Source organism: Xenorhabdus szentirmaii DSM 16338, from assembly GCF_002632585.1.
GTDB lineage: Bacteria > Pseudomonadota > Gammaproteobacteria > Enterobacterales > Enterobacteriaceae > Xenorhabdus > Xenorhabdus szentirmaii.
In genome coordinates this window covers 726,246-746,910 of record NZ_NIBV01000001.1, presented here as the reverse complement: position 1 = coordinate 746,910, position 20,665 = coordinate 726,246, and the positions used below count along the sequence as shown (strand labels likewise).

The 20,665-nt window shown below is 47.4% G+C and carries 12 protein-coding genes, 1 tRNA gene, 3 rRNA genes and 1 pseudogene; 13 read left to right on the top strand and 4 right to left on the bottom strand.

The genetic code is table 11. The features are described 5' to 3' along the window. Nucleotides 1–96: 96 nt before the first annotated feature. A complete protein-coding gene (gene argE / locus Xsze_RS03580) occupies nt 97–1,254 on the bottom strand; it encodes an acetylornithine deacetylase (RefSeq protein ID WP_038240043.1) in 1,158 nt (385 codons plus the stop codon). A 109-nt stretch (nt 1,255–1,363) separates the two neighbouring features. Between argE and argC the strand changes: the two genes are divergently transcribed. From argC to oxyR, 5 genes are all read left to right on the top strand, one after another. Next, on the top strand, nt 1,364–2,368 hold the full coding sequence (argC, locus tag Xsze_RS03575) for an N-acetyl-gamma-glutamyl-phosphate reductase (RefSeq protein WP_038240045.1): 1,005 nt from the start codon (nt 1,364–1,366) through the stop codon (nt 2,366–2,368). A 67-nt stretch (nt 2,369–2,435) separates the two neighbouring features. Then, nucleotides 2,436–3,209 (top strand): acetylglutamate kinase, encoded by a 774-nt coding sequence (argB, locus tag Xsze_RS03570; RefSeq protein WP_038240047.1) that lies wholly within the window; start codon nt 2,436–2,438, stop codon nt 3,207–3,209. A gap of 17 nt (nt 3,210–3,226) precedes the next feature. Further along, entirely contained in the window at nt 3,227–4,438 is a 1,212-nt protein-coding gene (locus Xsze_RS03565; protein WP_038240050.1) for an argininosuccinate synthase, read from the top strand. A gap of 80 nt (nt 4,439–4,518) precedes the next feature. Beyond that, on the top strand, nt 4,519–5,892 hold the full coding sequence (gene argH, locus Xsze_RS03560; protein ID WP_038240051.1) for an argininosuccinate lyase: 1,374 nt from the start codon (nt 4,519–4,521) through the stop codon (nt 5,890–5,892). 116 nt (nt 5,893–6,008) lie between these two features. Continuing rightward, on the top strand, nt 6,009–6,926 hold the full coding sequence (gene oxyR / locus Xsze_RS03555) for a DNA-binding transcriptional regulator OxyR (RefSeq protein WP_038240053.1): 918 nt from the start codon (nt 6,009–6,011) through the stop codon (nt 6,924–6,926). Here oxyR and sthA read toward each other — a convergent pair. Continuing rightward, nucleotides 6,918–8,315, bottom strand: a complete 1,398-nt coding sequence (gene sthA / locus Xsze_RS03550) for a Si-specific NAD(P)(+) transhydrogenase (RefSeq protein ID WP_038240055.1) — start codon at nt 8,313–8,315, stop codon at nt 6,918–6,920. The genes oxyR and sthA overlap by 9 nt on opposite strands. 207 nt (nt 8,316–8,522) lie before the next feature. Here sthA and fabR point away from each other — a divergent pair, with 207 nt between their 5' ends. Together fabR and Xsze_RS03540 are read left to right on the top strand one after the other, a co-directional pair. Beyond that, on the top strand, nt 8,523–9,185 hold the full coding sequence (gene fabR, locus Xsze_RS03545) for an HTH-type transcriptional repressor FabR (protein ID WP_038240057.1): 663 nt from the start codon (nt 8,523–8,525) through the stop codon (nt 9,183–9,185). Nucleotides 9,186–9,206: 21 nt separating this feature from the next. After that, nucleotides 9,207–9,584 (top strand): YijD family membrane protein, encoded by a 378-nt coding sequence (locus tag Xsze_RS03540; protein ID WP_038240059.1) that lies wholly within the window; start codon nt 9,207–9,209, stop codon nt 9,582–9,584. 66 nt (nt 9,585–9,650) lie between these two features. On the opposite strand, the gene trmA is transcribed toward Xsze_RS03540, so the two are convergent. Continuing rightward, on the bottom strand, nt 9,651–10,754 hold the full coding sequence (gene trmA, locus Xsze_RS03535) for a tRNA (uridine(54)-C5)-methyltransferase TrmA (protein ID WP_038240061.1): 1,104 nt from the start codon (nt 10,752–10,754) through the stop codon (nt 9,651–9,653). A gap of 184 nt (nt 10,755–10,938) precedes the next feature. On the opposite strand from trmA, the gene btuB reads away from it, so the two are divergent. The 6 genes from btuB to rrf all read left to right on the top strand — a co-directional run bounded on the left by btuB (nt 10,939) and on the right by rrf (nt 18,940). Continuing rightward, the gene (gene btuB / locus Xsze_RS03530; RefSeq protein ID WP_038240067.1) at nt 10,939–12,753 is read left to right on the top strand and encodes a TonB-dependent vitamin B12 receptor BtuB; all 1,815 of its coding nucleotides are present in this window, start codon (nt 10,939–10,941) and stop codon (nt 12,751–12,753) included. Further along, the gene (gene murI, locus Xsze_RS03525) at nt 12,698–13,561 is read left to right on the top strand and encodes a glutamate racemase (RefSeq protein WP_038240070.1); all 864 of its coding nucleotides are present in this window, start codon (nt 12,698–12,700) and stop codon (nt 13,559–13,561) included. Before btuB ends, murI begins: the two co-directional genes overlap by 56 nt. Nucleotides 13,562–13,927: 366 nt before the next feature. Continuing rightward, a 16S ribosomal RNA gene (locus Xsze_RS03520) occupies nt 13,928–15,470 on the top strand. Between the two features lie 84 nt (nt 15,471–15,554). Next, nucleotides 15,555–15,630, top strand: a tRNA-Glu gene (locus tag Xsze_RS03515). A gap of 195 nt (nt 15,631–15,825) precedes the next feature. Further along, a 23S ribosomal RNA gene (locus Xsze_RS03510) occupies nt 15,826–18,735 on the top strand. Between the two features lie 89 nt (nt 18,736–18,824). Further along, a 5S ribosomal RNA gene (rrf, locus tag Xsze_RS03505) occupies nt 18,825–18,940 on the top strand. The 16S, 23S and 5S rRNA genes sit together here with 1 tRNA gene alongside, the layout of an rRNA operon. A 122-nt stretch (nt 18,941–19,062) precedes the next feature. Here the strand turns inward: rrf and Xsze_RS03500 are convergent. Further along, nucleotides 19,063–20,484 (bottom strand): annotated as a pseudogene (locus Xsze_RS03500) (IS1182 family transposase). Nucleotides 20,485–20,665: the final 181 nt, after the last annotated feature.

The window sequence follows — 20,665 nt, the reverse complement described above, 5'->3', positions numbered from 1 at the left end:
GATCAGGAAATAAATTCATGTTGGGGAAGACAATATGAGAATGTCAGTTAATTATCTGTATTAACAACATAAATTGTCATCCTTATATAGTGAAAACTAACCTGCATCCAAACAAAAATGTACGATAAGCTGTGCAAGCAGTTTTCTTGTCGGCTCAATAAATGCCATATCCAAAAATTCATCGGGCTGATGTGCCTGTTCAATTGACCCCGGCCCTAAAACCAATGTTGGGCACAGCTCCTGAATAAAAGGTGCTTCAGTACAGTAATTGACGGTATCGGCTTTTGCTCCCAGTAATTTTTCAATGACACCTACCAGTTTGTGATTTGTCGGGCACTCATAACCCGGAATGGGGGGATGGAGTTCTGTCACGCTCAGGTGCCCCGGCCAACGCTGTTTCACCGGCGCCAATGCGTCATCCAGCAATCCATTCAAATCCTGCAAAGTCAGGCCAGGCAAGGGGCGAATATCCATATGCAATTCACAGCAGGCACAAATGCGGTTCGCGGCATCTCCACCGTGGATATGGCCGAAATTCATGGTTGGATAAGGAATGACGAAAGCGGGATTGTGGTAGCGCTCTTGCAGGGTATTGCGCAGCTTTATCAATTGAGTGATGGATTCGTGCATCAGGTCAATGGCGTTGATGCCTCGTGCCGGATCACTGGAATGCCCCGATTTCCCTTCAATGCGGATTGCTTGGGCCATATGCCCTTTGTGGGCGCGGATAGGTTGTAATGATGTGGGTTCGCCAATAATGGCGAAATCAGGCCGAATGGTGGCATTGGCGGTAAAATAACGGGCACCGGCCATTGAGGTTTCTTCATCAGCAGTGGCCAGAATATAAAGAGGGTGGGAGAGTTTTTGGGTATCAATATTTCGCAGTGCATCAATAATAAACGCAAAAAAGCCTTTCATGTCCGCACTACCCAGCCCATACAGTTTGCCATCGCGCTCGGTGAGAGTGAAAGGATCTTGTGTCCAGCGTCCGGCATCAAAAGGGACGGTATCTGTGTGACCACAGAGCAGCAATCCTCCCGGCCCCTTGCCTAATGTCGCAAGCAGGTTGAATTTTTTTCTGGTTTCGGGCACAGGTTGAATTTCTATGGTAAAGCCAATTTCTTTCAACCACTCAGCCAGCAGGTGGATAACTATTTCATTGCTTTGATCGAGTTCATTGTCAGTTGCACTGATAGACGGAGCTGCAATGAGTTGGTGATATAATTCAATAAACGACGGTAATTTAATCTTCACTAGTTGACAGCCTTTTCTCATAATAGTATTAATACTTATTCATAATAAATGAATATAAATTCATTGTCATGTTTGGGCTAATACTATTTCATAAGGTGAATAAAATCCCATGCTGAATACACTGATCGTTGGGGCTAGTGGTTATACCGGAGCTGAATTAGCCGTTTATCTGCAACGTCATCCTCATATTCATCTCTCCGGCTTGATGGTTTCTGCTCAAAGCTCAGACGCAGGAAAGTGTTTTTCAGAGCTTCATCCGCAATATAAGCGCATCCTGGAATTGCCTTTACAGCCATTAACAGACATATCTGAGGCAACAAAAAGTGTTGATGTGGTTTTCCTTGCCACTGACCATGCAGTCAGCCATGACATTGCGCCGATATTTTTGGACGCGGGCTGTATTGTGTTTGATTTATCGGGTGCTTACCGAGTACAAAATACACAGTTTTATAAAAAATACTACGGGTTCGAGCATAAAAATGCCGGGTGGTTGCAGAAAGCGGTGTATGGGTTGGCGGAATGGCAGGCGGAAAAAATTAAACAAGCCCAGCTGATTGCTGTTCCTGGCTGTTATCCCACTGTTTCCCAACTTTCATTAAAGCCGCTGCTCGAGCAGGATTTATTGGATGTTGAACATTGGCCCGTCATTAATGCGGTCAGCGGTGTCAGTGGCTCAGGGCGGAAGGCATCAATCACAAACAGTTTTTGTGAAATTAGTTTGCAGCCTTATGGAATGTTTAATCATCGTCATCAACCTGAAATCGCAACACATTTGGGTACAGAGGTGATATTCACGCCTCATTTGGGGAATTTTGCACGTGGCATTCTCGCCACCATTACCTGCAAGTTAAAACCTGGTGTGACAGAAGAGCAGATTAGGAGCGCTTATCAACAAGCTTATCATGATAAGCCGCTGGTACGTTTATACAGCAAGGGTGTTCCTTCCTTAAAAGCGGTTGTCGGCTCTCCATTTTGTGATATCGGCTTTGCTATTCAGGGGCAACACCTGATTATCGTAGGGGCTGAGGATAATTTGTTGAAAGGAGCGGCAGCACAAGCAGTGCAGTGCATGAATATTCGGTTTGGTTATGACGAAACTCAAGCGTTGATGTAATTGCTAAGGCTAACTTCTGAGAAATTAAGATTCTGACTGATTTCAATAACGATAGAGGATAAATCCGATGAAGCCGTTAGTTATCAAATTAGGTGGTGTGTTATTAGACAGTAAAGATGCTCTGGAACGTCTATTTATCACACTTCAGTCATATCGGAAAAATCATAAACGCCCGTTGGTCATTGTACATGGCGGAGGCTGCCTGGTTGATGAACTGATGCAGCAATTGAAGCTTCCCATTCTGAAAAAGCAAGGTTTGCGGATCACGCCGGAAGATCAAATCGATGTGATTACGGGGACACTGGCAGGGACGGCCAATAAAAAATTGCTGGCATGGGCAATGAAATTGCGTTTGCCTGCGATTGGGCTATGTCTGGGGGATGGCGGAACGGTACAGGTTTCACAGATAGATAAAGAGTTTGGCCACACCGGCAAGGCGCAAGTAGGAAATCCTGATCTTCTGAAACTGTTGTTGGATGTGGGCTATATACCGATTATTAGCTCAATCGGTATGACTGACGATGGTGTATTGATGAATGTCAACGCAGACCAGGCCGCGACAGCTATTGCGCAAACAATAGATGCAGATTTGGTCCTGTTGTCTGATGTCAGTGGTATTTTGGACGGAAAAGGGCAAAAAATCGCTGAGGCAACCGCAGAAAAGGTCGAACGGCTCATTGAGCAGGGCATTATTACCGATGGCATGATTGTGAAAGTCAATGCGGCATTGGAAGCAGCAAAAATATTAGGGCAACCAGTAGATATCGCGAGTTGGCGGCATACAGACCAATTGATTGCGTTATTTAATGGCATTCCTGTCGGTACACGAATTTTGGCGTAATTGGAAAGGTTATCCCTATGATTAAAAATATTAAAAAAATCGTTTTGGCATATTCAGGTGGTTTGGATACTTCAGCCATTATTCCGTGGCTGAAAGAGAATTATGGCAATTGTGAAGTGATCGCTTTTGTTGCTGATGTCGGTCAAAGTCGCGAAGATCTGGAAGGCATAGAGCAGAAGGCGTTGCGTTCTGGTGCTTCCGAATGTCATGTTGCCGATCTGCGTGAAGAATTTATTAAAGAATATGTTTACCCCGTATTAAAAACAGGGGCATTGTATGAAGGTAGTTATTTGCTTGGCACTTCAATGGCCCGCCCAATTATTGCCAAAGCTCAGGTTGAGCTGGCGCTGAAAATTGGGGCAGATGCTGTCGCTCATGGCGCAACAGGAAAAGGGAATGATCAGGTGCGGTTTGAAACGACGTACACTGCATTGGCACCTCATTTGAAAGTTGTTGCGCCGTGGCGGGAATGGGATCTGCGTTCTCGTGAGGCATTGCTGGATTACCTGAAAGTTCGTGATATTCCTACGACGGCCACGCTGGAAAAAATTTATAGCCGCGATGAAAACGCATGGCACATTTCAACAGAAGGGGGCGTTTTGGAAAGCACATGGAATGCCGCCAATAAAGATTGTTGGGTGTGGACGGCAGAGCCGGAAGATGCACCTTCTGAACCAGAGTATGTCACAGTTGCGGTGGATAAAGGTGAAGTGGTGGGTGTGAATGGTCAGGCGCTTTCACCGTATCAATGTCTGAGTGTTCTGAATGAACTGGGCGCCAAACATGGTATTGGCCGGATCGATATTGTGGAAAACCGCTTGGTGGGTATGAAATCCCGTGGCTGCTATGAAACGCCGGGTGGAACCATCATGATGGAAGCACTGCGTGGAATCGAGCAATTGGTGCTGGATCGCGATAGCTTTAAATGGCGGCAACAACTGGGATTGGAAATGTCTTATGTTGTCTATGATGGGCGTTGGTTTGCCCCATTGCGCCAGTCAATTCAAGCCGCAGCAGAAATGCTGGCAACTCATGTCAGCGGCGAAGTGGTTTTAAAACTCTATAAAGGGCAGGTGGCGGCGATACAGAAAAAATCTGTTCATAGTCTCTATTCTGAAGAGTTTGCTACGTTCGGAGAAGATGAAGTCTACGATCACAAACATGCCGAAGGGTTTATCCGCCTCTATTCGCTTTCTCCGCGCATTCGCGCACTGAATAGCAAAAAGTAATTTTGGCGGGCAGGCGGTAGAAGCAGCTAATGCAGAAGCCGCTATAAAGAAAAGCTAATAGAGAAAATAGGAACGATATTATGGCACTTTGGGGTGGGCGTTTCAGTCAAGAAGCCGATCAGAGGTTCAAACAATTCAATGATTCATTGCGTTTTGATTATCGTTTAGCGGAGCAGGATATCGTTGGCTCGATAGCATGGTCAAAAGCATTGGTCACAGTAGGCGTACTGACTTCTGAAGAGCAGCAAAAACTGGAGTCGGCATTGAATGAACTATCGGATGAAGTACGTAACAATCCCAAGGCCATTTTGCAAAGCGATGCAGAAGATATTCACAGTTGGGTTGAAGGGCGGCTTATTTCTCAAGTAGGGGAGTTGGGTAAAAAACTCCATACAGGGAGAAGCCGTAATGATCAGGTTGCAACCGATCTTAAATTATGGTGCAAAGATCAAATTTCCCGGATTTTGGATGCAATCGTTCAGTTGCAGCACGCATTGGTGATGACCGCAGAAAATAATCAGGATGCAGTGATGCCGGGTTACACCCATTTACAACGGGCACAACCGATTACTTTTGCGCATTGGTGTCTTGCTTATGTGGAAATGCTAGGGCGTGATGAAAGCCGTTTGCAAGATGCATTAAAACGGCTGGATAGCAGTCCGCTGGGATGTGGTGCGCTGGCAGGTACAGCTTACGATATTGACCGGGAGCAACTGGCTTCATGGCTGGGGTTTGCTTCAGCAACACGCAATAGTCTGGATAGTGTTTCCGATCGCGATCATGTTTTGGAACTGCTGTCAGATGCAAGTATTAGCATGATCCACCTTTCGCGTTTCGCTGAGGATTTGATTTTCTTTAATAGTGGGGAAGCGGGATTTATTGAGTTGTCTGATCAGGTTACTTCCGGTTCATCCCTCATGCCACAAAAGAAAAATCCCGATGCATTGGAGCTTATTCGCGGTAAGTGCGGGCGGGTTCATGGGGCATTGGCAGGAATGACGATGACCTTAAAAGGACTGCCTCTCGCCTACAATAAAGATATGCAGGAAGATAAGGAAGGCTTGTTTGATGCGTTGGATACATGGCTTGATTGTTTGCACATGGCATCAAAGGTATTAGAAGGTATTCACGTCAGGCGTGCCCGTTGTGAAGAAGCGGCAAAACAAGGGTATGCCAATGCAACTGAGCTGGCCGATTATTTAGTGGCAAAAGGCATTCCATTCCGTGAGGCACATCATATTGTTGGTGAAACAGTTGTAGCGGCGATTGAAAAAGGCAAGGCTTTGGAAGAGCTTTCCCTGCTGGAATTACAGAAATTTAGTGAAGCCATTTCTGTGGATGTTTATGACGTCTTGTCACTGAAGTCTTGTCTGGATAAACGTCTGGCAAAAGGGGGTGTCGCACAGGCACAAGTTAGGCAGGCAATCGCTCAGGCGAAGTTAAAATTTAGGTAACATATTCCATTATCGCCTGTGGTTGATAGTTTTTCTCCATCGTGGATATAATGATTTATTGGTCAATACTATCATTGATATCAAATACTCACTGATATCAAATACCGAGGTTGGGAATGAATATCCGCGATCTGGAATACCTTGTGGCACTTGCTGAACATCTGCATTTTCGCCGGGCCGCTGATGCCTGCCATGTCAGCCAACCGACACTGAGCGGGCAAATCCGCAAGTTGGAAGATGAGTTGGGTGTGATGCTGCTGGAGCGCACGAGTCGCAAGGTATTGTTTACCCAGCAAGGAATGTTGTTGGTAGAACAAGCTAAGACTGTATTGAGAGAAGTGAAACTCTTACAAGAAATGGCATCCCTTCAAGGAGAAAGTATGTCAGGGCCTTTGCATGTCGGCCTGATCCCAACGATTGGTCCTTATCTCCTGCCACTTATTATCCCTGAACTGCATAAGTTATTCCCCAAGCTGGAAATGTATCTGCATGAAGCTCAGACTCAACATTTGTTGGCACAGCTTGATAGTGGAAAGCTGGATTGTGCCATTCTTGCGTTGGTGAAAGAAACAGAGGCATTTATTGAAGTTCCGCTTTTTGAAGAGCCAATGAAACTTGCAGTATTTGAAGAGCACAAATGGTCTGAACGGTTGCAGATAAATATGAACGAGCTTTCCGGTGAAAAATTATTGATGCTGGAGGATGGGCATTGCCTGCGTGATCATGCAATGGGATTCTGCTTTCAGGCCGGAGCAAAAGAAGATACGCATTTCAGGGCAACCAGTTTGGAAACGCTGCGTAATATGGTGGCGGCAGGGAGTGGGATTACATTGTTACCTGATTTATCGGTTCCGAAAGAGCGCAGGCGTGATGGCGTTTGTTATCTGGAATGCGATGACCCTCAACCTAAACGCTCTGTGATATTAGTCTATCGTCCGGGCTCACCTCTGCGTGGTCGCTATGAGCAATTAGCAGAGGCAATTCGGACAAAAATGGGAAATCATTTCGATGTTAGTGGGGAAATATCAAAATAATCGATTTAACCCATTGAGTGCTGCAACACGATAGGCTTCCGCCATTGTTGGGTAGTTAAAGGTAGTATTAACGAAATATTCGATGGTATTACCTTCCCCTTTTTGTTCCATAATAGCCTGACCGATATGGATAATCTCGGCAGCACGTTCCCCAAAACAGTGGATGCCCAATATCTGTTTGGTTTCACGATGGAATAAAATTTTGATACTGCCAACGTTCATCCCCGCAATTTGTGCTCTAGCCAGATGCTTGAATTGAGCGCGGCCAACCTCATAAGGGATTTTCATGGAGGTTAATTGTTGTTCAGTTTTTCCTACTGAGCTGATTTCTGGGATCGTATAAATCCCTGTTGGGATATCTTCCACCAGATGTATATCAGCATCTCCTGTTGTCATTGCTTTTGCTGCAATGCGACCCTGATCGTAAGCCGCAGAGGCTAAACTCGGATAGCCAATGACATCCCCAACTGCGTAGATGTTTTCCGCACTGGTTTGATAAACGCGGTTGACTTTCAGCAAACCACGGCTGTCTGTTTCCAATCCGACATTTTCCAAACCTAAAGTGTCTGTATTACCTGTTCGGCCGTTGGCATACAACAGGCAATCTGCTTTAACTTTTTTGCCTGATTTCAGGTGAATAATGACACCATCATCAACACCTTCAATTTTTTCATACTCTTCATTATGGCGGATGATAGTGCCGCTATTCCAGAAATGGTAAGAAAGGGCATCAGACATTTCTTGATCAAGGAAAGAGAGCAGATGATCACGGGTATTGATTAAGTCTACTTTAACGCCCAGCCCCCGGAATATAGAAGCGTACTCACAACCAATCACACCGGCACCATAAATGATAACGTGACGTGGTTCATGGTCCAGTTGCAAAATGGTGTCGCTGTTATAAATTCGGGGATGGGTAAAATCAACATCAGGAGGGCAGTAAGGGCGGGAGCCGGTGGCAATAATAATTTTATCCGCCGTCAGGACATCAACACTGTCATCGGCATAACGGACACTTATCCGATGTTCATCAATAAATGTTGCTTCCCCTGAAAACATTCTGCACCGATTACGTTCATAAAACCCTTGGCGCATTTTGGTTTGCTGATTAATAACAACTTCAGCATGGCGCAGAATTTCGGAAAATGAAGAACGAAGAATGCGAGAGCTATCACTGTAGAGGGGGTTTTGATTAAATTCAATAATACGACTAACCGCATGACGAAGTGCTTTCGATGGGATTGTTCCCCAGTGAGTACATCCGCCGCCAACATTATTGTAACGCTCTATAACAGCGACGTTTTTACCTTGTTTCACTAAACCCATCGCGGCTCCTTCCCCACCGGGACCTGAACCAATTACGATGGCATCAAAATGAGTATATTGCATAGAGGAAAGACCTATTTTCACACAAAATAACAACTCTATCTTAACATTGCTTGGTGTAATAACCCAATAAACATACGGTTTTTATCTCACTGTTGAGAAATAGATTAAGAAAATATCGGGTAATATCTTTAAGAGAACAATCACAGCAAACTTAGCTGAATCTGTTATATTTGCCACATGATAGAGTTGAGATAGTTCAGGATTGTTGTGAGTAACATAACCGGTGTTAGAGCAAAACAGAAAGAAAAAACTCGTCGTTCCCTGATTGAAGCCGCATTCAGCCAACTCAGTGCTGAGCGCAGTTTTACAAGTCTGAGTTTACGTGAAGTCGCTCGGGAAGCGGGAATTGCACCGACTTCCTTCTACCGGCATTTTCGGGATGTTGATGAGTTGGGGCTGACGATGGTGGATGAAAGCGGCCTCATGTTGCGCCAGCTAATGCGTCAAGCACGCCAACGCATTGCAAAGGGTGGCAGCGTCATTCGTACTTCTGTTTCGACATTTATGGAATTTATTGGCAATAATCCCAACGCCTTCCGATTATTGCTGCGCGAACGTTCAGGAACATCTGCTGAATTTCGTGCGGCTGTCGCACGAGAAATTCAACATTTTATTGCTGAACTGGCAGACTACCTTGAACAAGCAAGCCATATGCCACGTCACTTTACCGAAATTCAAGCAGAGGCGATGGTAACAATCGTATTCAGTGCAGGTGCAGAAGCGCTGGATATTGATGAGGAAAAAAGACGTCGTCTTGAAGAGCGCCTGGTTTTACAGCTTCGTATGATTTCTAAAGGCGCTTATTATTGGTATCGTCGTGAGCAAGAAAAAAATACTGTCCCTAAAGCGATCCCTAACCCCTCTGAATAATAATGAAAGGAGAATAATACGATGGAACAATACCGCCAAGATAAAAGCGCAATGTTGCTGGCCCTTATTGTTGGGTTGTCAACACATGGAACCTTCTCAGTATTTTTTAATTCGCATGTTCCTTTTTCCATTTTTCCGATTGTTTCACTGGCACTCGCCCTGTATTGCCTCCATCAACGTTATTTGAATTATCCAATGGCTGAAGGTTTGCCAAAATTAGTCACGGGTTGCTTCTTCTTAGGCATGTTTATGTACAGTGCGTTTATTCGGATGGAATATCCAGCGATTGGTTCTAACTTCTTGCCTGTTACGATTGGTACTGTTTTGGTGTTTTGGATTTACCTAAAAGCGAAAGGACGCAAGCAGCTGGCTATGTTGGCTTCAGGTAATCAGGGGTGATATTTCCTGTTAAAGTTTATAAAAACGCCACGAGGTTAACTCTCTGGTGGCGTTTTTCCGGGGGGATTAACCCCTTTTTTCCAGTAATACACCACATTCCATATGGTGGGTATAAGGGAATTGGTCAAAGAGAGCCAGTCTGCTGACTTTATGAGTTTGTGTCAGTGCTTCCAGATTATTGCTGAGGGTTTCCGGATTACAGGAAATGTACAGAATACGGGGATATGCCTGCACCATTTTAACGGTTTCTTCATCCAAACCACTACGTGGCGGGTCAACAAAGATGGTTTCGCATTGATAACTCTTTAAATCAATCCCTTGAAGTCGGTTGAATTCGCGTTCACCGTTCATCGCCTGTGTAAATTCTTCTGCCGACATTCGGATAATCTGTACATTATCAATCTGATTCGCAGCAATATTAAATTGAGCCGCGGCAACAGAAGGTTTGGCAATTTCTGTCGCCAATACCCGCTCAAAATTTTGTGCCAGTGCCAGAGAAAAATTACCATTGCCGCAATACAGTTCAAGCAAATCACCTGTAGAACCTTTGGTGATATCAATCGCCCATTCCAACATATGAATATTGATGCTGGCATTGGGTTGCGTGAAGCTGTTTTCAACCTGACGATAAATCATGGTGTTACCCGCAACCGGTAATTCTTCATCTATATAGTCATGATCGAGCATGATCTTGGTTTTTGATGCGCGCCCGATAATTTGGACATTAAAACCGTCTGCAATTAATTGGGTACGCAGCGCAATAGCCTGTTCGCGCCACTCATCCCCCAATTTTTTGTGGTAAAGCAGGGAAACAATGATTTTGTTGCTGCGGGTGGAGAGATAATCCACCTGAAATAATTTATGGCGTAATATAGGATTATTTTTTACGCCAGCAATAATTGCCTGCATCATGCTATTGATGAGCTGATTGGCAACGGGAAATTGATCAATGCGGATACGTTGTTTGGTCTGCTGATCAAACATAATGTGGTAGAGGTCATCTTCCTCATGCCAGATACGGAATTCTGCCCGCATTCTGTAATGTGATGCCGGGGAACGGAAAACTTCAGGCTCTGGTGCGCTGAATGAGGCCATCATTTCTTTCAGACGGTGGGCTTTCTCCATCAATTGATTTTCATAATTTTCCGTTGGCAAGGCATTCTGCATCATTGGGTTCTCGTAGGGTCGCGTTAAGAAAAATTTCCGAGCGGCATTTTAGGGCAAGCGGGAAGTATGTCCAGTTTTCTAGTGCATCATCACCTTTTTTTGATAATGGCGCCATTCTGGACAGCCTATTGGCTTCATCGTAGCATGACATTTTGTAGTCAGATGCCACTTTCTCGTTATAAATATCATGTTAAATAAAAAATCTATCCTTTTACCTGCTGTGTCTGTAGCAGTACTTTCTGGTTGGAGCGATCTTGCAACGGCTGATAATCAAGATCGGTTGATCGTGACGGCCAATCGCTTTAAACAACCGGTTTCTTCGGTTCTCGCGCCAATGACGGTAATTACCCGTGAAGAGATCGACCATTGGCAATCCAGTAGCTTGGTTGATGTCCTGCGTCGCTTGCCAGGTGTTGATATTGCCCAAAATGGCGGGATAGGCCAGTCCTCGTCTTTATTTATTCGTGGTACGAATTCAAACCATACACTCGTGCTGGTGGATGGGATTCTTTTAAATCAGGCAGATATCACTGGATCGGCTGATTTTGGACAGATCCCGATAGCTATGGTGCAAAGAATAGAATATATCCGAGGGGCTCGTTCTGCTGTGTATGGCTCTAATGCCATTGGTGGCGTTATTAATATCATCACAAAGAGAGAATCGCAGGGAACCACGTTGAATGCCGGGGTTGGTTCGAACGGATATCAAAACTATAACGGCTCAACTCAACAAAAACTTGGTGAAAATACCCTGCTCACTTCAGCCGCAGGTTATACCTATGCCAAAGGGTTTGATGTGATAGTTGATGGTGAAACAGGAAGGGAACGCCAGCCAGATCGCGATGGCTTTATGAGTAAGATGTTATGGCTGGAAATAGACCATAACTTCAATGAGCAAGCGAGTGGATTTGCTCGTGTTTATGGTTTTAATAACCGAACTGCTTATGATGCATGGAGTAAAGGAGACACTGATACTCGCCAACTGTTCAGTCGTACCTACGATGCTGGATTTCAATTCAATCAAGGTCGTTACTCTTCTCAATTCATCGCCAGTTATAGTCATGCGAAAGATTATCATCATGTCACTGGCGATGGACGTTATGGTAAAAATACCAGCCTGAGTGATTCCAAACAATATAATGTTCAGTGGGGAAATGTATGGCAGGCTGGCTATGGTGCGATCAGCAGTGGTGTGGATTGGAAGCGAGAATCAGTAGCCGCAGGCTCTAATAACACCGGCGAACAAAAAAGCGTTGATAACACCGGTGCGTATTTAACGGCGCAGCAAAAAATTCATGATTTCACATTGGAAGGCGCAGTACGCTCAGATCATCATTCTGAATATGGCTGGAATACAACTTGGCAAACTGGAGCCAGTTGGGAATTTATCGAGGGGTATCGTTTTATCACCTCCTATGCTACGGCATTTAAAGCACCGACTTTGGGCCAGCTTTATAGCCAATGGGGAAATGAAAGCCTTAAACCGGAAAAAAGTAAACAATGGGAAGGTGGGATAGAAGGAGTGACAGGGGAGCTTAATTGGCGTTTGTCTGTTTACCGTAATGACATTGAACAGTTAATAAATTTTGCCAATAATCGCTATGAAAATATTGGTAAGGCGAAAATTAAAGGGGCTGAATGGACAGGAACAATGGATACCGGCATATTTCAGCATCAATTGACTTTACAGTATGTCGATCCGCGTGGTGGCAATAATAAAAGATTAGCCCGTCGGGCCAAGCAGCAAGTGAAGTATCAATTGGATTGGGAAGCCTTCAATGTCGACTGGGGAGTTTCTTATCAATATATTGGTCAGCGTAATGACCAAGGGCATAAATTGGGTGGTGTAAGTTTATGGGATGTGAATGCCTCATATCCAATCACTGACCACCTGACAATACGTGCTAGAATAGCTAATCTGTTTGATAAAAATTATGAGACAGCCTATGGCTACCACACTCCAGGAAGAGAATACTACCTCACCGGCAGCTACAATTTCTGATTTAAACAAAACCGCCCGTCCAACAATTCTGGTTTTTGATTCCGGGGTGGGTGGTTTATCCGTCTATAAAGAGATTAGGCAGCTCTTGCCGGATCTCCACTATATATATGCATTCGATAATGAAGCATTCCCTTATGGCGAAAAAACGGCTGAAGTCATCGTTGAAAGAGTGGTGCAGGTTATTGAGGCTATCCAGAAAAAACACCCCTTAGCGATAGTTGTCATTGCTTGCAATACTGCCAGTACAGTCAGCTTACCCGCTTTGCGTGAGCGTTTTTCTTTTCCTGTTGTTGGAGTTGTGCCCGCAGTCAAACCTGCCGCCAAGCTGACGTGTAACCGTGTTGTGGGATTATTGGCAACGCGGGCTACGGTAAACCGTGACTATACCAAAGAATTAATCGCCCGATTCGCTACGCATTGCCAGATGCATCTAATAGGCTCAGCTGAGTTGGTGGAGTTAGCAGAAAGAAAGCTACACGGTAAAGATGTCCCGTTGGAAACTCTGGAGAAAATATTAAAGCCGTGGCTGAAAATGAAAGAACCACCGGATACCGTCATTTTGGGTTGTACACACTTTCCTTTGTTAGCAGAGGAACTTTCACAAGTCTTACCTAATGGAACAAGGTTAATTGATTCGGGGGCCGCAATTGCCCGCAGAACGGCCTGGCTGATTAAAAACTTGGAAGATTTGTTTTTAACAACGACAGATAATTTGGCTTATTGCACAAAAATAGACTCGGATAGCGAAGCCTTGCGCCCTATTTTATATGAATATGGCTTCTTATCGCTGGAAAAACTAGCAACCTAAGTAAAATTTGATGAAATAATCATCGGTCGGTAATTTTTTTGAAAAAAACTATTGTCACATCCGTAAAACTCCCTATAATGCGCCACCACTGACCGACGCTGAGCTGAGACATGCCGCTGAGGGAAGTGAGAGAAAAGCGAAAATAAACGCTTGACTCTGGAGGCGAAAAGCGTAAGATACGCAGCCTCGCAACCCGGAAGAGCCTTCCGGTTGCCCCGCTCTTTAACAACTGAATCAGACAATCTGTGTGGGCACTCGCAGGACACTATCAAACGCCGAAAGGCGAAAAGATTAAAGTCTTGAAGAGTGAACAACAGTTAATTCATTACGAACTAACAGTATAATTCTTTGAGCATCAAACACTTTTAATTGAAGAGTTTGATCATGGCTCAGATTGAACGCTGGCGGCAGGCCTAACACATGCAAGTCGAGCGGCAGCGGGAAGAAGCGTGCTTCTTTGCCGGCGAGCGGCGGACGGGTGAGTAATGTCTGGGGATCTGCCCGATGGAGGGGGATAACCACTGGAAACGGTGGCTAATACCGCATGACCTCTTGGGAGCAAAGTGGGGGACCTTCGGGCCTCACGCCATCGGATGAACCCAGATGGGATTAGCTAGTAGGCGGGGTAACGGCCCACCTAGGCGACGATCCCTAGCTGGTCTGAGAGGATGACCAGCCACACTGGGACTGAGACACGGCCCAGACTCCTACGGGAGGCAGCAGTGGGGAATATTGCACAATGGGCGCAAGCCTGATGCAGCCATGCCGCGTGTATGAAGAAGGCCTTCGGGTTGTAAAGTACTTTCAGCGGGGAGGAAGGCGTGAGTCTGAATACGGCTTACGATTGACGTTACCCGCAGAAGAAGCACCGGCTAACTCCGTGCCAGCAGCCGCGGTAATACGGAGGGTGCAAGCGTTAATCGGAATTACTGGGCGTAAAGCGCACGCAGGCGGTCAATTAAGTTAGATGTGAAATCCCCGGGCTTAACCCGGGAACGGCATCTAAGACTGGTTGGCTAGAGTCTCGTAGAGGGGGGTAGAATTCCACGTGTAGCGGTGAAATGCGTAGAGATGTGGAGGAATACCGGTGGCGAAGGCGGCCCCCTGGACGAAGACTGACGCTCAGGTGCGAAAGCGTGGGGAGCAAACAGGATTAGATACCCTGGTAGTCCACGCTGTAAACGATGTCGATTTGGAGGTTGTGCCCCTGAGGCGTGGCTTCCGGAGCTAACGCGTTAAATCGACCGCCTGGGGAGTACGGTCGCAAGATTAAAACTCAAATGAATTGACGGGGGCCCGCACAAGCGGTGGAGCATGTGGTTTAATTCGATGCAACGCGAAGAACCTTACCTACTCTTGACATCCACGGAATTTGGCAGAGATGCTGAAGTGCCTTCGGGAACCGTGAGACAGGTGCTGCATGGCTGTCGTCAGCTCGTGTTGTGAAATGTTGGGTTAAGTCCCGCAACGAGCGCAACCCTTATCCTTTGTTGCCAGCACGTGATGGTGGGAACTCAAGGGAGACTGCCGGTGATAAACCGGAGGAAGGTGGGGATGACGTCAAGTCATCATGGCCCTTACGAGTAGGGCTACACACGTGCTACAATGGCAGATACAAAGAGAAGCGACCTCGCGAGAGCAAGCGGAACTCATAAAGTCTGTCGTAGTCCGGATTGGAGTCTGCAACTCGACTCCATGAAGTCGGAATCGCTAGTAATCGTAGATCAGAATGCTACGGTGAATACGTTCCCGGGCCTTGTACACACCGCCCGTCACACCATGGGAGTGGGTTGCAAAAGAAGTAGGTAGCTTAACCTTCGGGAGGGCGCTTACCACTTTGTGATTCATGACTGGGGTGAAGTCGTAACAAGGTAACCGTAGGGGAACCTGCGGTTGGATCACCTCCTTACCTAAAGATAGTGGATTTTGTGCAGTGCCCACACAGATTGTCTGATGAAAGAAGAATGAGCAGCGTCTGCGAAGAAGACTTGATGTCCCCTTCGTCTAGAGGCCTAGGACACCGCCCTTTCACGGCGGTAACAGGGGTTCGAATCCCCTAGGGGACGCCACTTTGCTCAGGCCCTGGGTGAAAGACGGTGCCAGTCGATATTGCTAAGCGTGGCTTGCGAGCCGGTTTAGCAATATTTTGCTCTTTAACAATCTGGAACAAGCTGAAAATTTGAAACAATCAGCTTATCGTCAGCGACGGTAAGACTGATGAGTCTCTCAATAGACTCCAACCTGAAGACACCTTCGGGTTGTGAGGTTAAGCGACTAAGCGTACACGGTGGATGCCTAGGCAGTCAGAGGCGATGAAGGACGTGCTAATCTGCGAAAAGCGCCGGTAAGGTGATATGAACCGCTATAGCCGGCGATGTCCGAATGGGGAAACCCAGTGCAATCCGTTGCACTATCGTTTGATGAATTCATAGTCAAGCGAGGCGAACCGGGGGAACTGAAACATCTCAGTACCCCGAGGAAAAGAAATCAACCGAGATTCCCCCAGTAGCGGCGAGCGAACGGGGAGGAGCCCAGAACCAGCAACGGCTTGTGTGTCAGTGGAAACGCCTGGAAAGGCGTGCAGTAAAGGGTGATAGCCCCGTACACGAAGATGCACAGGCCGGGAGTTCGATGAGTAGGGCGGGACACGTGGTATCCTGTCTGAACATGGGGGGACCATCCTCCAAGGCTAAATACTCCTGACTGACCGATAGTGAACCAGTACCGTGAGGGAAAGGCGAAAAGAACCCCGGCGAGGGGAGTGAAAGAGAACCTGAAACCGTGTACGTACAAGCAGTGGGAGCACCCCTTGTGGGTGTGACTGCGTACCTTTTGTATAATGGGTCAGCGACTTATATTCTGTAGCAAGGTTAACCGCATAGGGGAGCCGCAGGGAAACCGAGTCTTAACTGGGCGTTAAGTTGCAGGGTATAGACCCGAAACCCGGTGATCTAGCCATGGGCAGGTTGAAGGTTGGGTAACACTAACTGGAGGACCGAACCGACTAATGTTGAAAAATTAGCGGATGACTTGTGGCTGGGGGTGAAAGGCCAATCAAACCGGGAGATAGCTGGTTCTCCCCGAAAGCTATTTAGGTAGCGCCTCGTGAATTCATCTTCGGGGGTAGAGCACTGTTTCGGCTAGGGGGTCATCCCGACTTACCAACCCGATGCAAACTGCGAATACCGAAGAATGTTATCACGGGAGACACACGGCGGGTGCTAACGTCCGTCGTGAAGAGGGAAACAACCCAGACCGCCAGCTAAGGTCCCCAAGTCATGGTTAAGTGGGAAACGAAGTGGGAAGGCTCAGACAGCCAGGATGTTGGCTTAGAAGCAGCCATCATTTAAAGAAAGCGTAATAGCTCACTGGTCGAGTCGGCCTGCGCGGAAGATGTAACGGGGCTAAACCATGCACCGAAGCTGCGGCAGCGACACGTTTGTGTTGTTGGGTAGGGGAGCGTTCTGTAAGCCGTTGAAGGTGGCCTGTGAGGGCCGCTGGAGGTATCAGAAGTGCGAATGCTGACATAAGTAACGATAAAGCGGGTGAAAAACCCGCTCGCCGGAAGACCAAGGGTTCCTGTCCAACGTTAATCGGGGCAGGGTGAGTCGACCCCTAAGGCGAGGCCGAAAGGCGTAGTCGATGGGAAACAGGTTAATATTCCTGTACTCGGTGTTACTGCGAAGGGGGGACGGAGAAGGCTAGGCCAGCCGGGCGACGGTTTGTCCCGGTTTAAGCGTGTAGGTGGGGCGTCTTGGTAAATCCGGACGGCCAATAACACTGAGGCGTGATGACGAGGCACTACGGTGCTGAAGTGGTTGATGCCCTGCTTCCAGGAAAAGCCTCTAAGCTCCAGGTAACATTGAATCGTACCCCAAACCGACACAGGTGGTCAGGTAGAGAATACTCAGGCGCTTGAGAGAACTCGGGTGAAGGAACTAGGCAAAATGGTGCCGTAACTTCGGGAGAAGGCACGCTGGCGTCAGGTGAAGGGACTTGCTCCCGGAGCCGAGGCCAGTCGCAGATACCAGCTGGCTGCAACTGTTTAATAAAAACACAGCACTGTGCAAACACGAAAGTGGACGTATACGGTGTGACGCCTGCCCGGTGCTGGAAGGTTAATTGATGGGGTTAGCGGCAACGCGACGCTCTTGATCGAAGCCCCAGTAAACGGCGGCCGTAACTATAACGGTCCTAAGGTAGCGAAATTCCTTGTCGGGTAAGTTCCGACCTGCACGAATGGCGTAATGATGGCCAGGCTGTCTCCACCCGAGACTCAGTGAAATTGAACTCGCTGTGAAGATGCAGTGTACCCGCGGCAAGACGGAAAGACCCCGTGAACCTTTACTATAGCTTGACACTGAACCTTGAGCCTTGATGTGTAGGATAGGTGGGAGGCCCGGAAGTGCGGACGCCAGTCTGCATGGAGCCATCCTTGAAATACCACCCTTGAATGTTTGATGTTCTAACGTCGGCCCGTTATCCGGGTCGCGGACAGTGTCTGGTGGGTAGTTTGACTGGGGCGGTCTCCTCCCAAAGCGTAACGGAGGAGCACGAAGGTTAGCTAATCACGGTCGGACATCGTGAGGTTAGTGCAAAGGCATAAGCTAGCTTGACTGCGAGAGTGACGGCTCGAGCAGGTACGAAAGTAGGTCTTAGTGATCCGGTGGTTCTGAATGGAAGGGCCATCGCTCAACGGATAAAAGGTACTCCGGGGATAACAGGCTGATACCGCCCAAGAGTTCATATCGACGGCGGTGTTTGGCACCTCGATGTCGGCTCATCACATCCTGGGGCTGAAGTAGGTCCCAAGGGTACGGCTGTTCGCCGTTTAAAGTGGTACGCGAGCTGGGTTTAGAACGTCGTGAGACAGTTCGGTCCCTATCTGCCGTGGGCGTTGGAAGATTGAAAGGGGCTGCTCCTAGTACGAGAGGACCGGAGTGGACGCACCACTGGTGTTCGGGTTGTCATGCCAATGGCATTGCCCGGTAGCTACGTGCGGAAGAGATAACCGCTGAAAGCATCTAAGCGGGAAACTTGCCTTGAGATGAGTCTTCCCTGACTCCTTGAGAGTCCTAAAGGAACGTTCGAGACGAGGACGTGGATAGGCTGGGTGTGTAAGCGTTGCGAGACGTTGAGCTAACCAGTACTAATGAACCGTGCGGCTTAACCTGACAACACCGAAGGTGTTTTGTGGAGTATAAAGAAGAGACGGGTTTCAGATGAGAGAAAACAGCTTGTTCGGGATTGAAAACAGGATTTGTCTGGCGGCAATAGCGCGGTGGTCCCACCTGACCCCATGCCGAACTCAGTAGTGAAACGCCGTAGCGCCGATGGTAGTGTGGGGTCTCCCCATGTGAGAGTAGGGAACTGCCAAGCTTTATATCCAAGTCAAAAGGCCACTCTAGCGAGTGGCCTTTTGCCAGACTGCTGACAAACCGCGTTGAAACCATACCATTGCCGTCTCCATTATCAATCCTCCTCTTCGGTTTTTTTCTGATTTATGCCCAATATGCCTCTTTTTCAGTCCGTGATGGGATGTTTGACCGATTACATCCACGGCTGAATCCCAGGTAAAGCCAACAAAGCGCAGCCACCAGTAACGCTATCTTCTTGATATTTTGCGCGGTGGCCGCTAACAGGCACTGTATCTGCACTTTCAGCAACCCGCGAAAATGGGCGTAACGATGCCCGTGATGCTGTTTGGCATCTGCAAAACTGCGCTCTATCGTTTCTTTTCGTCGCTTATGCATTTTTTTGCCCCACGGCGTCAACCGAATGTATTGAGCCTTTTCTTTACTTGCTTCCCAGATGTGTCGCGTGATGGCTTTTCCCTTTTTAGCCCGTGTGCAGGCCGCCCGCAATGGACAGTTCTGACAAATGCCGGCGGCTGTTTGGTAATGGCGGTATCCCTGGCGGTCGGTGGTGGTATAAATCAGCTTTTTGCCCTGCGGGCAGGCATAGCAATCTTGTTGCGGATCATAAATAAACTGTTTCTTTTGGAACGTATTGGGGTCCTTGTTTGGACGACGATAGCTGATGACCGGGGTGAGGCCCAGTTGCAGGGTCAGGTGGCAAATGGGGCGGTAAAATAGCCGGCATCCAGCACGATAGCGACCGGGTTAAGCGGAAAATGGGCCAACTGACGTTTCAGACGCCCAATCAACGGCTGGCTGTCATGGACATTGCCTGCGGTGGCGTAAGTATCCATGATAATATTGGCTTTCCCGTCCACGGTACGGTGGTCGAGATAGAAAAATCCTGTCGGTTTGTTCGTCCGGTGCATAAAACCGCTTTCCGGGTCAGTCGTACTGACTTTTATCTGTTTTTGCCGTTCCTTGTGGGTTGGCGTCAACTTTTTTTCCGGATTGAGCCCGGTCTTCACTTACGGCCTGTTCCAACTCGTCCAGATAGGCGCCCGGAAGAACAGGACGCTGGAGGCGCTCAGTTTTATGGGGATTGGCACTGGCTTTCAGATGGGTGCTGTCCGTATAGAGCACCCGCCCGCCCACAAAACCGCGGCGGATAGCCTGTTCGACAATATTGTCAAAAATGGATTGGAACACCTCGGAGTGGTTGAAGCGACGTCGCCGATTTTGGCTGAGGGTAGAGGCATCAGGGACTTTTTCAGTCAACCCCAGCCGCAAAAACCAGCGGTAGGCCATATTCACCTGGATCTCCTGAACCAACCGGCGTTCACTGGGGATCCCAAATAAATAGCCCAGTAACATCATTTTAATCAGCATCACCGGATCGATAGCCGAACGGCCATTATTTTGGCAATACAACGGGGCGACTAAATCTCGGATAAATTCGAAATCAAGGGCGGCATCGACTTTGCGAACCAGATGGTTTTGGGAGACGAGGTCATCAAGTGAGAGTGTTTCGGGCGGAAACGTCCGGGGAGAGGGAACTCTTAACATGGCGGCAGCTCCGTCGGGTGAACGGAATTTGATTAAAGCAAAGTACCGGATAAAAAACCAGCACTTTGTCAATAATCTGTCAAAAGGCCACTCTAGCGAGTGGCCTTTTGCATTTCTAATTCTCTTATATTTTTATTAGCAGATAGGTATTGGGTAACTACTTACTTATCTTTCAAATATA

What these genes read in the sequence shown, in the direction of transcription:
- argC (WP_038240045.1), top strand. Translation starts at nt 1,364, where the DNA reads ATGCTGAATACACTGATCGTTGGGGCTAGTGGTTATACCGGAGCTGAA.
- argB (WP_038240047.1), top strand. Translation starts at nt 2,436, where the DNA reads ATGAAGCCGTTAGTTATCAAATTAGGTGGTGTGTTATTAGACAGTAAA.
- Xsze_RS03565 (WP_038240050.1), top strand. Translation starts at nt 3,227, where the DNA reads ATGATTAAAAATATTAAAAAAATCGTTTTGGCATATTCAGGTGGTTTG.
- argH (WP_038240051.1), top strand. Translation starts at nt 4,519, where the DNA reads ATGGCACTTTGGGGTGGGCGTTTCAGTCAAGAAGCCGATCAGAGGTTC.
- oxyR (WP_038240053.1), top strand. Translation starts at nt 6,009, where the DNA reads ATGAATATCCGCGATCTGGAATACCTTGTGGCACTTGCTGAACATCTG.
- sthA (WP_038240055.1), bottom strand. Translation starts at nt 8,315, where the DNA reads ATGCAATATACTCATTTTGATGCCATCGTAATTGGTTCAGGTCCCGGT.
- Xsze_RS03540 (WP_038240059.1), top strand. Translation starts at nt 9,207, where the DNA reads ATGGAACAATACCGCCAAGATAAAAGCGCAATGTTGCTGGCCCTTATT.
- trmA (WP_038240061.1), bottom strand. Translation starts at nt 10,754, where the DNA reads ATGATGCAGAATGCCTTGCCAACGGAAAATTATGAAAATCAATTGATG.
- btuB (WP_038240067.1), top strand. Translation starts at nt 10,939, where the DNA reads ATGTTAAATAAAAAATCTATCCTTTTACCTGCTGTGTCTGTAGCAGTA.
- murI (WP_038240070.1), top strand. Translation starts at nt 12,698, where the DNA reads ATGGCTACCACACTCCAGGAAGAGAATACTACCTCACCGGCAGCTACA.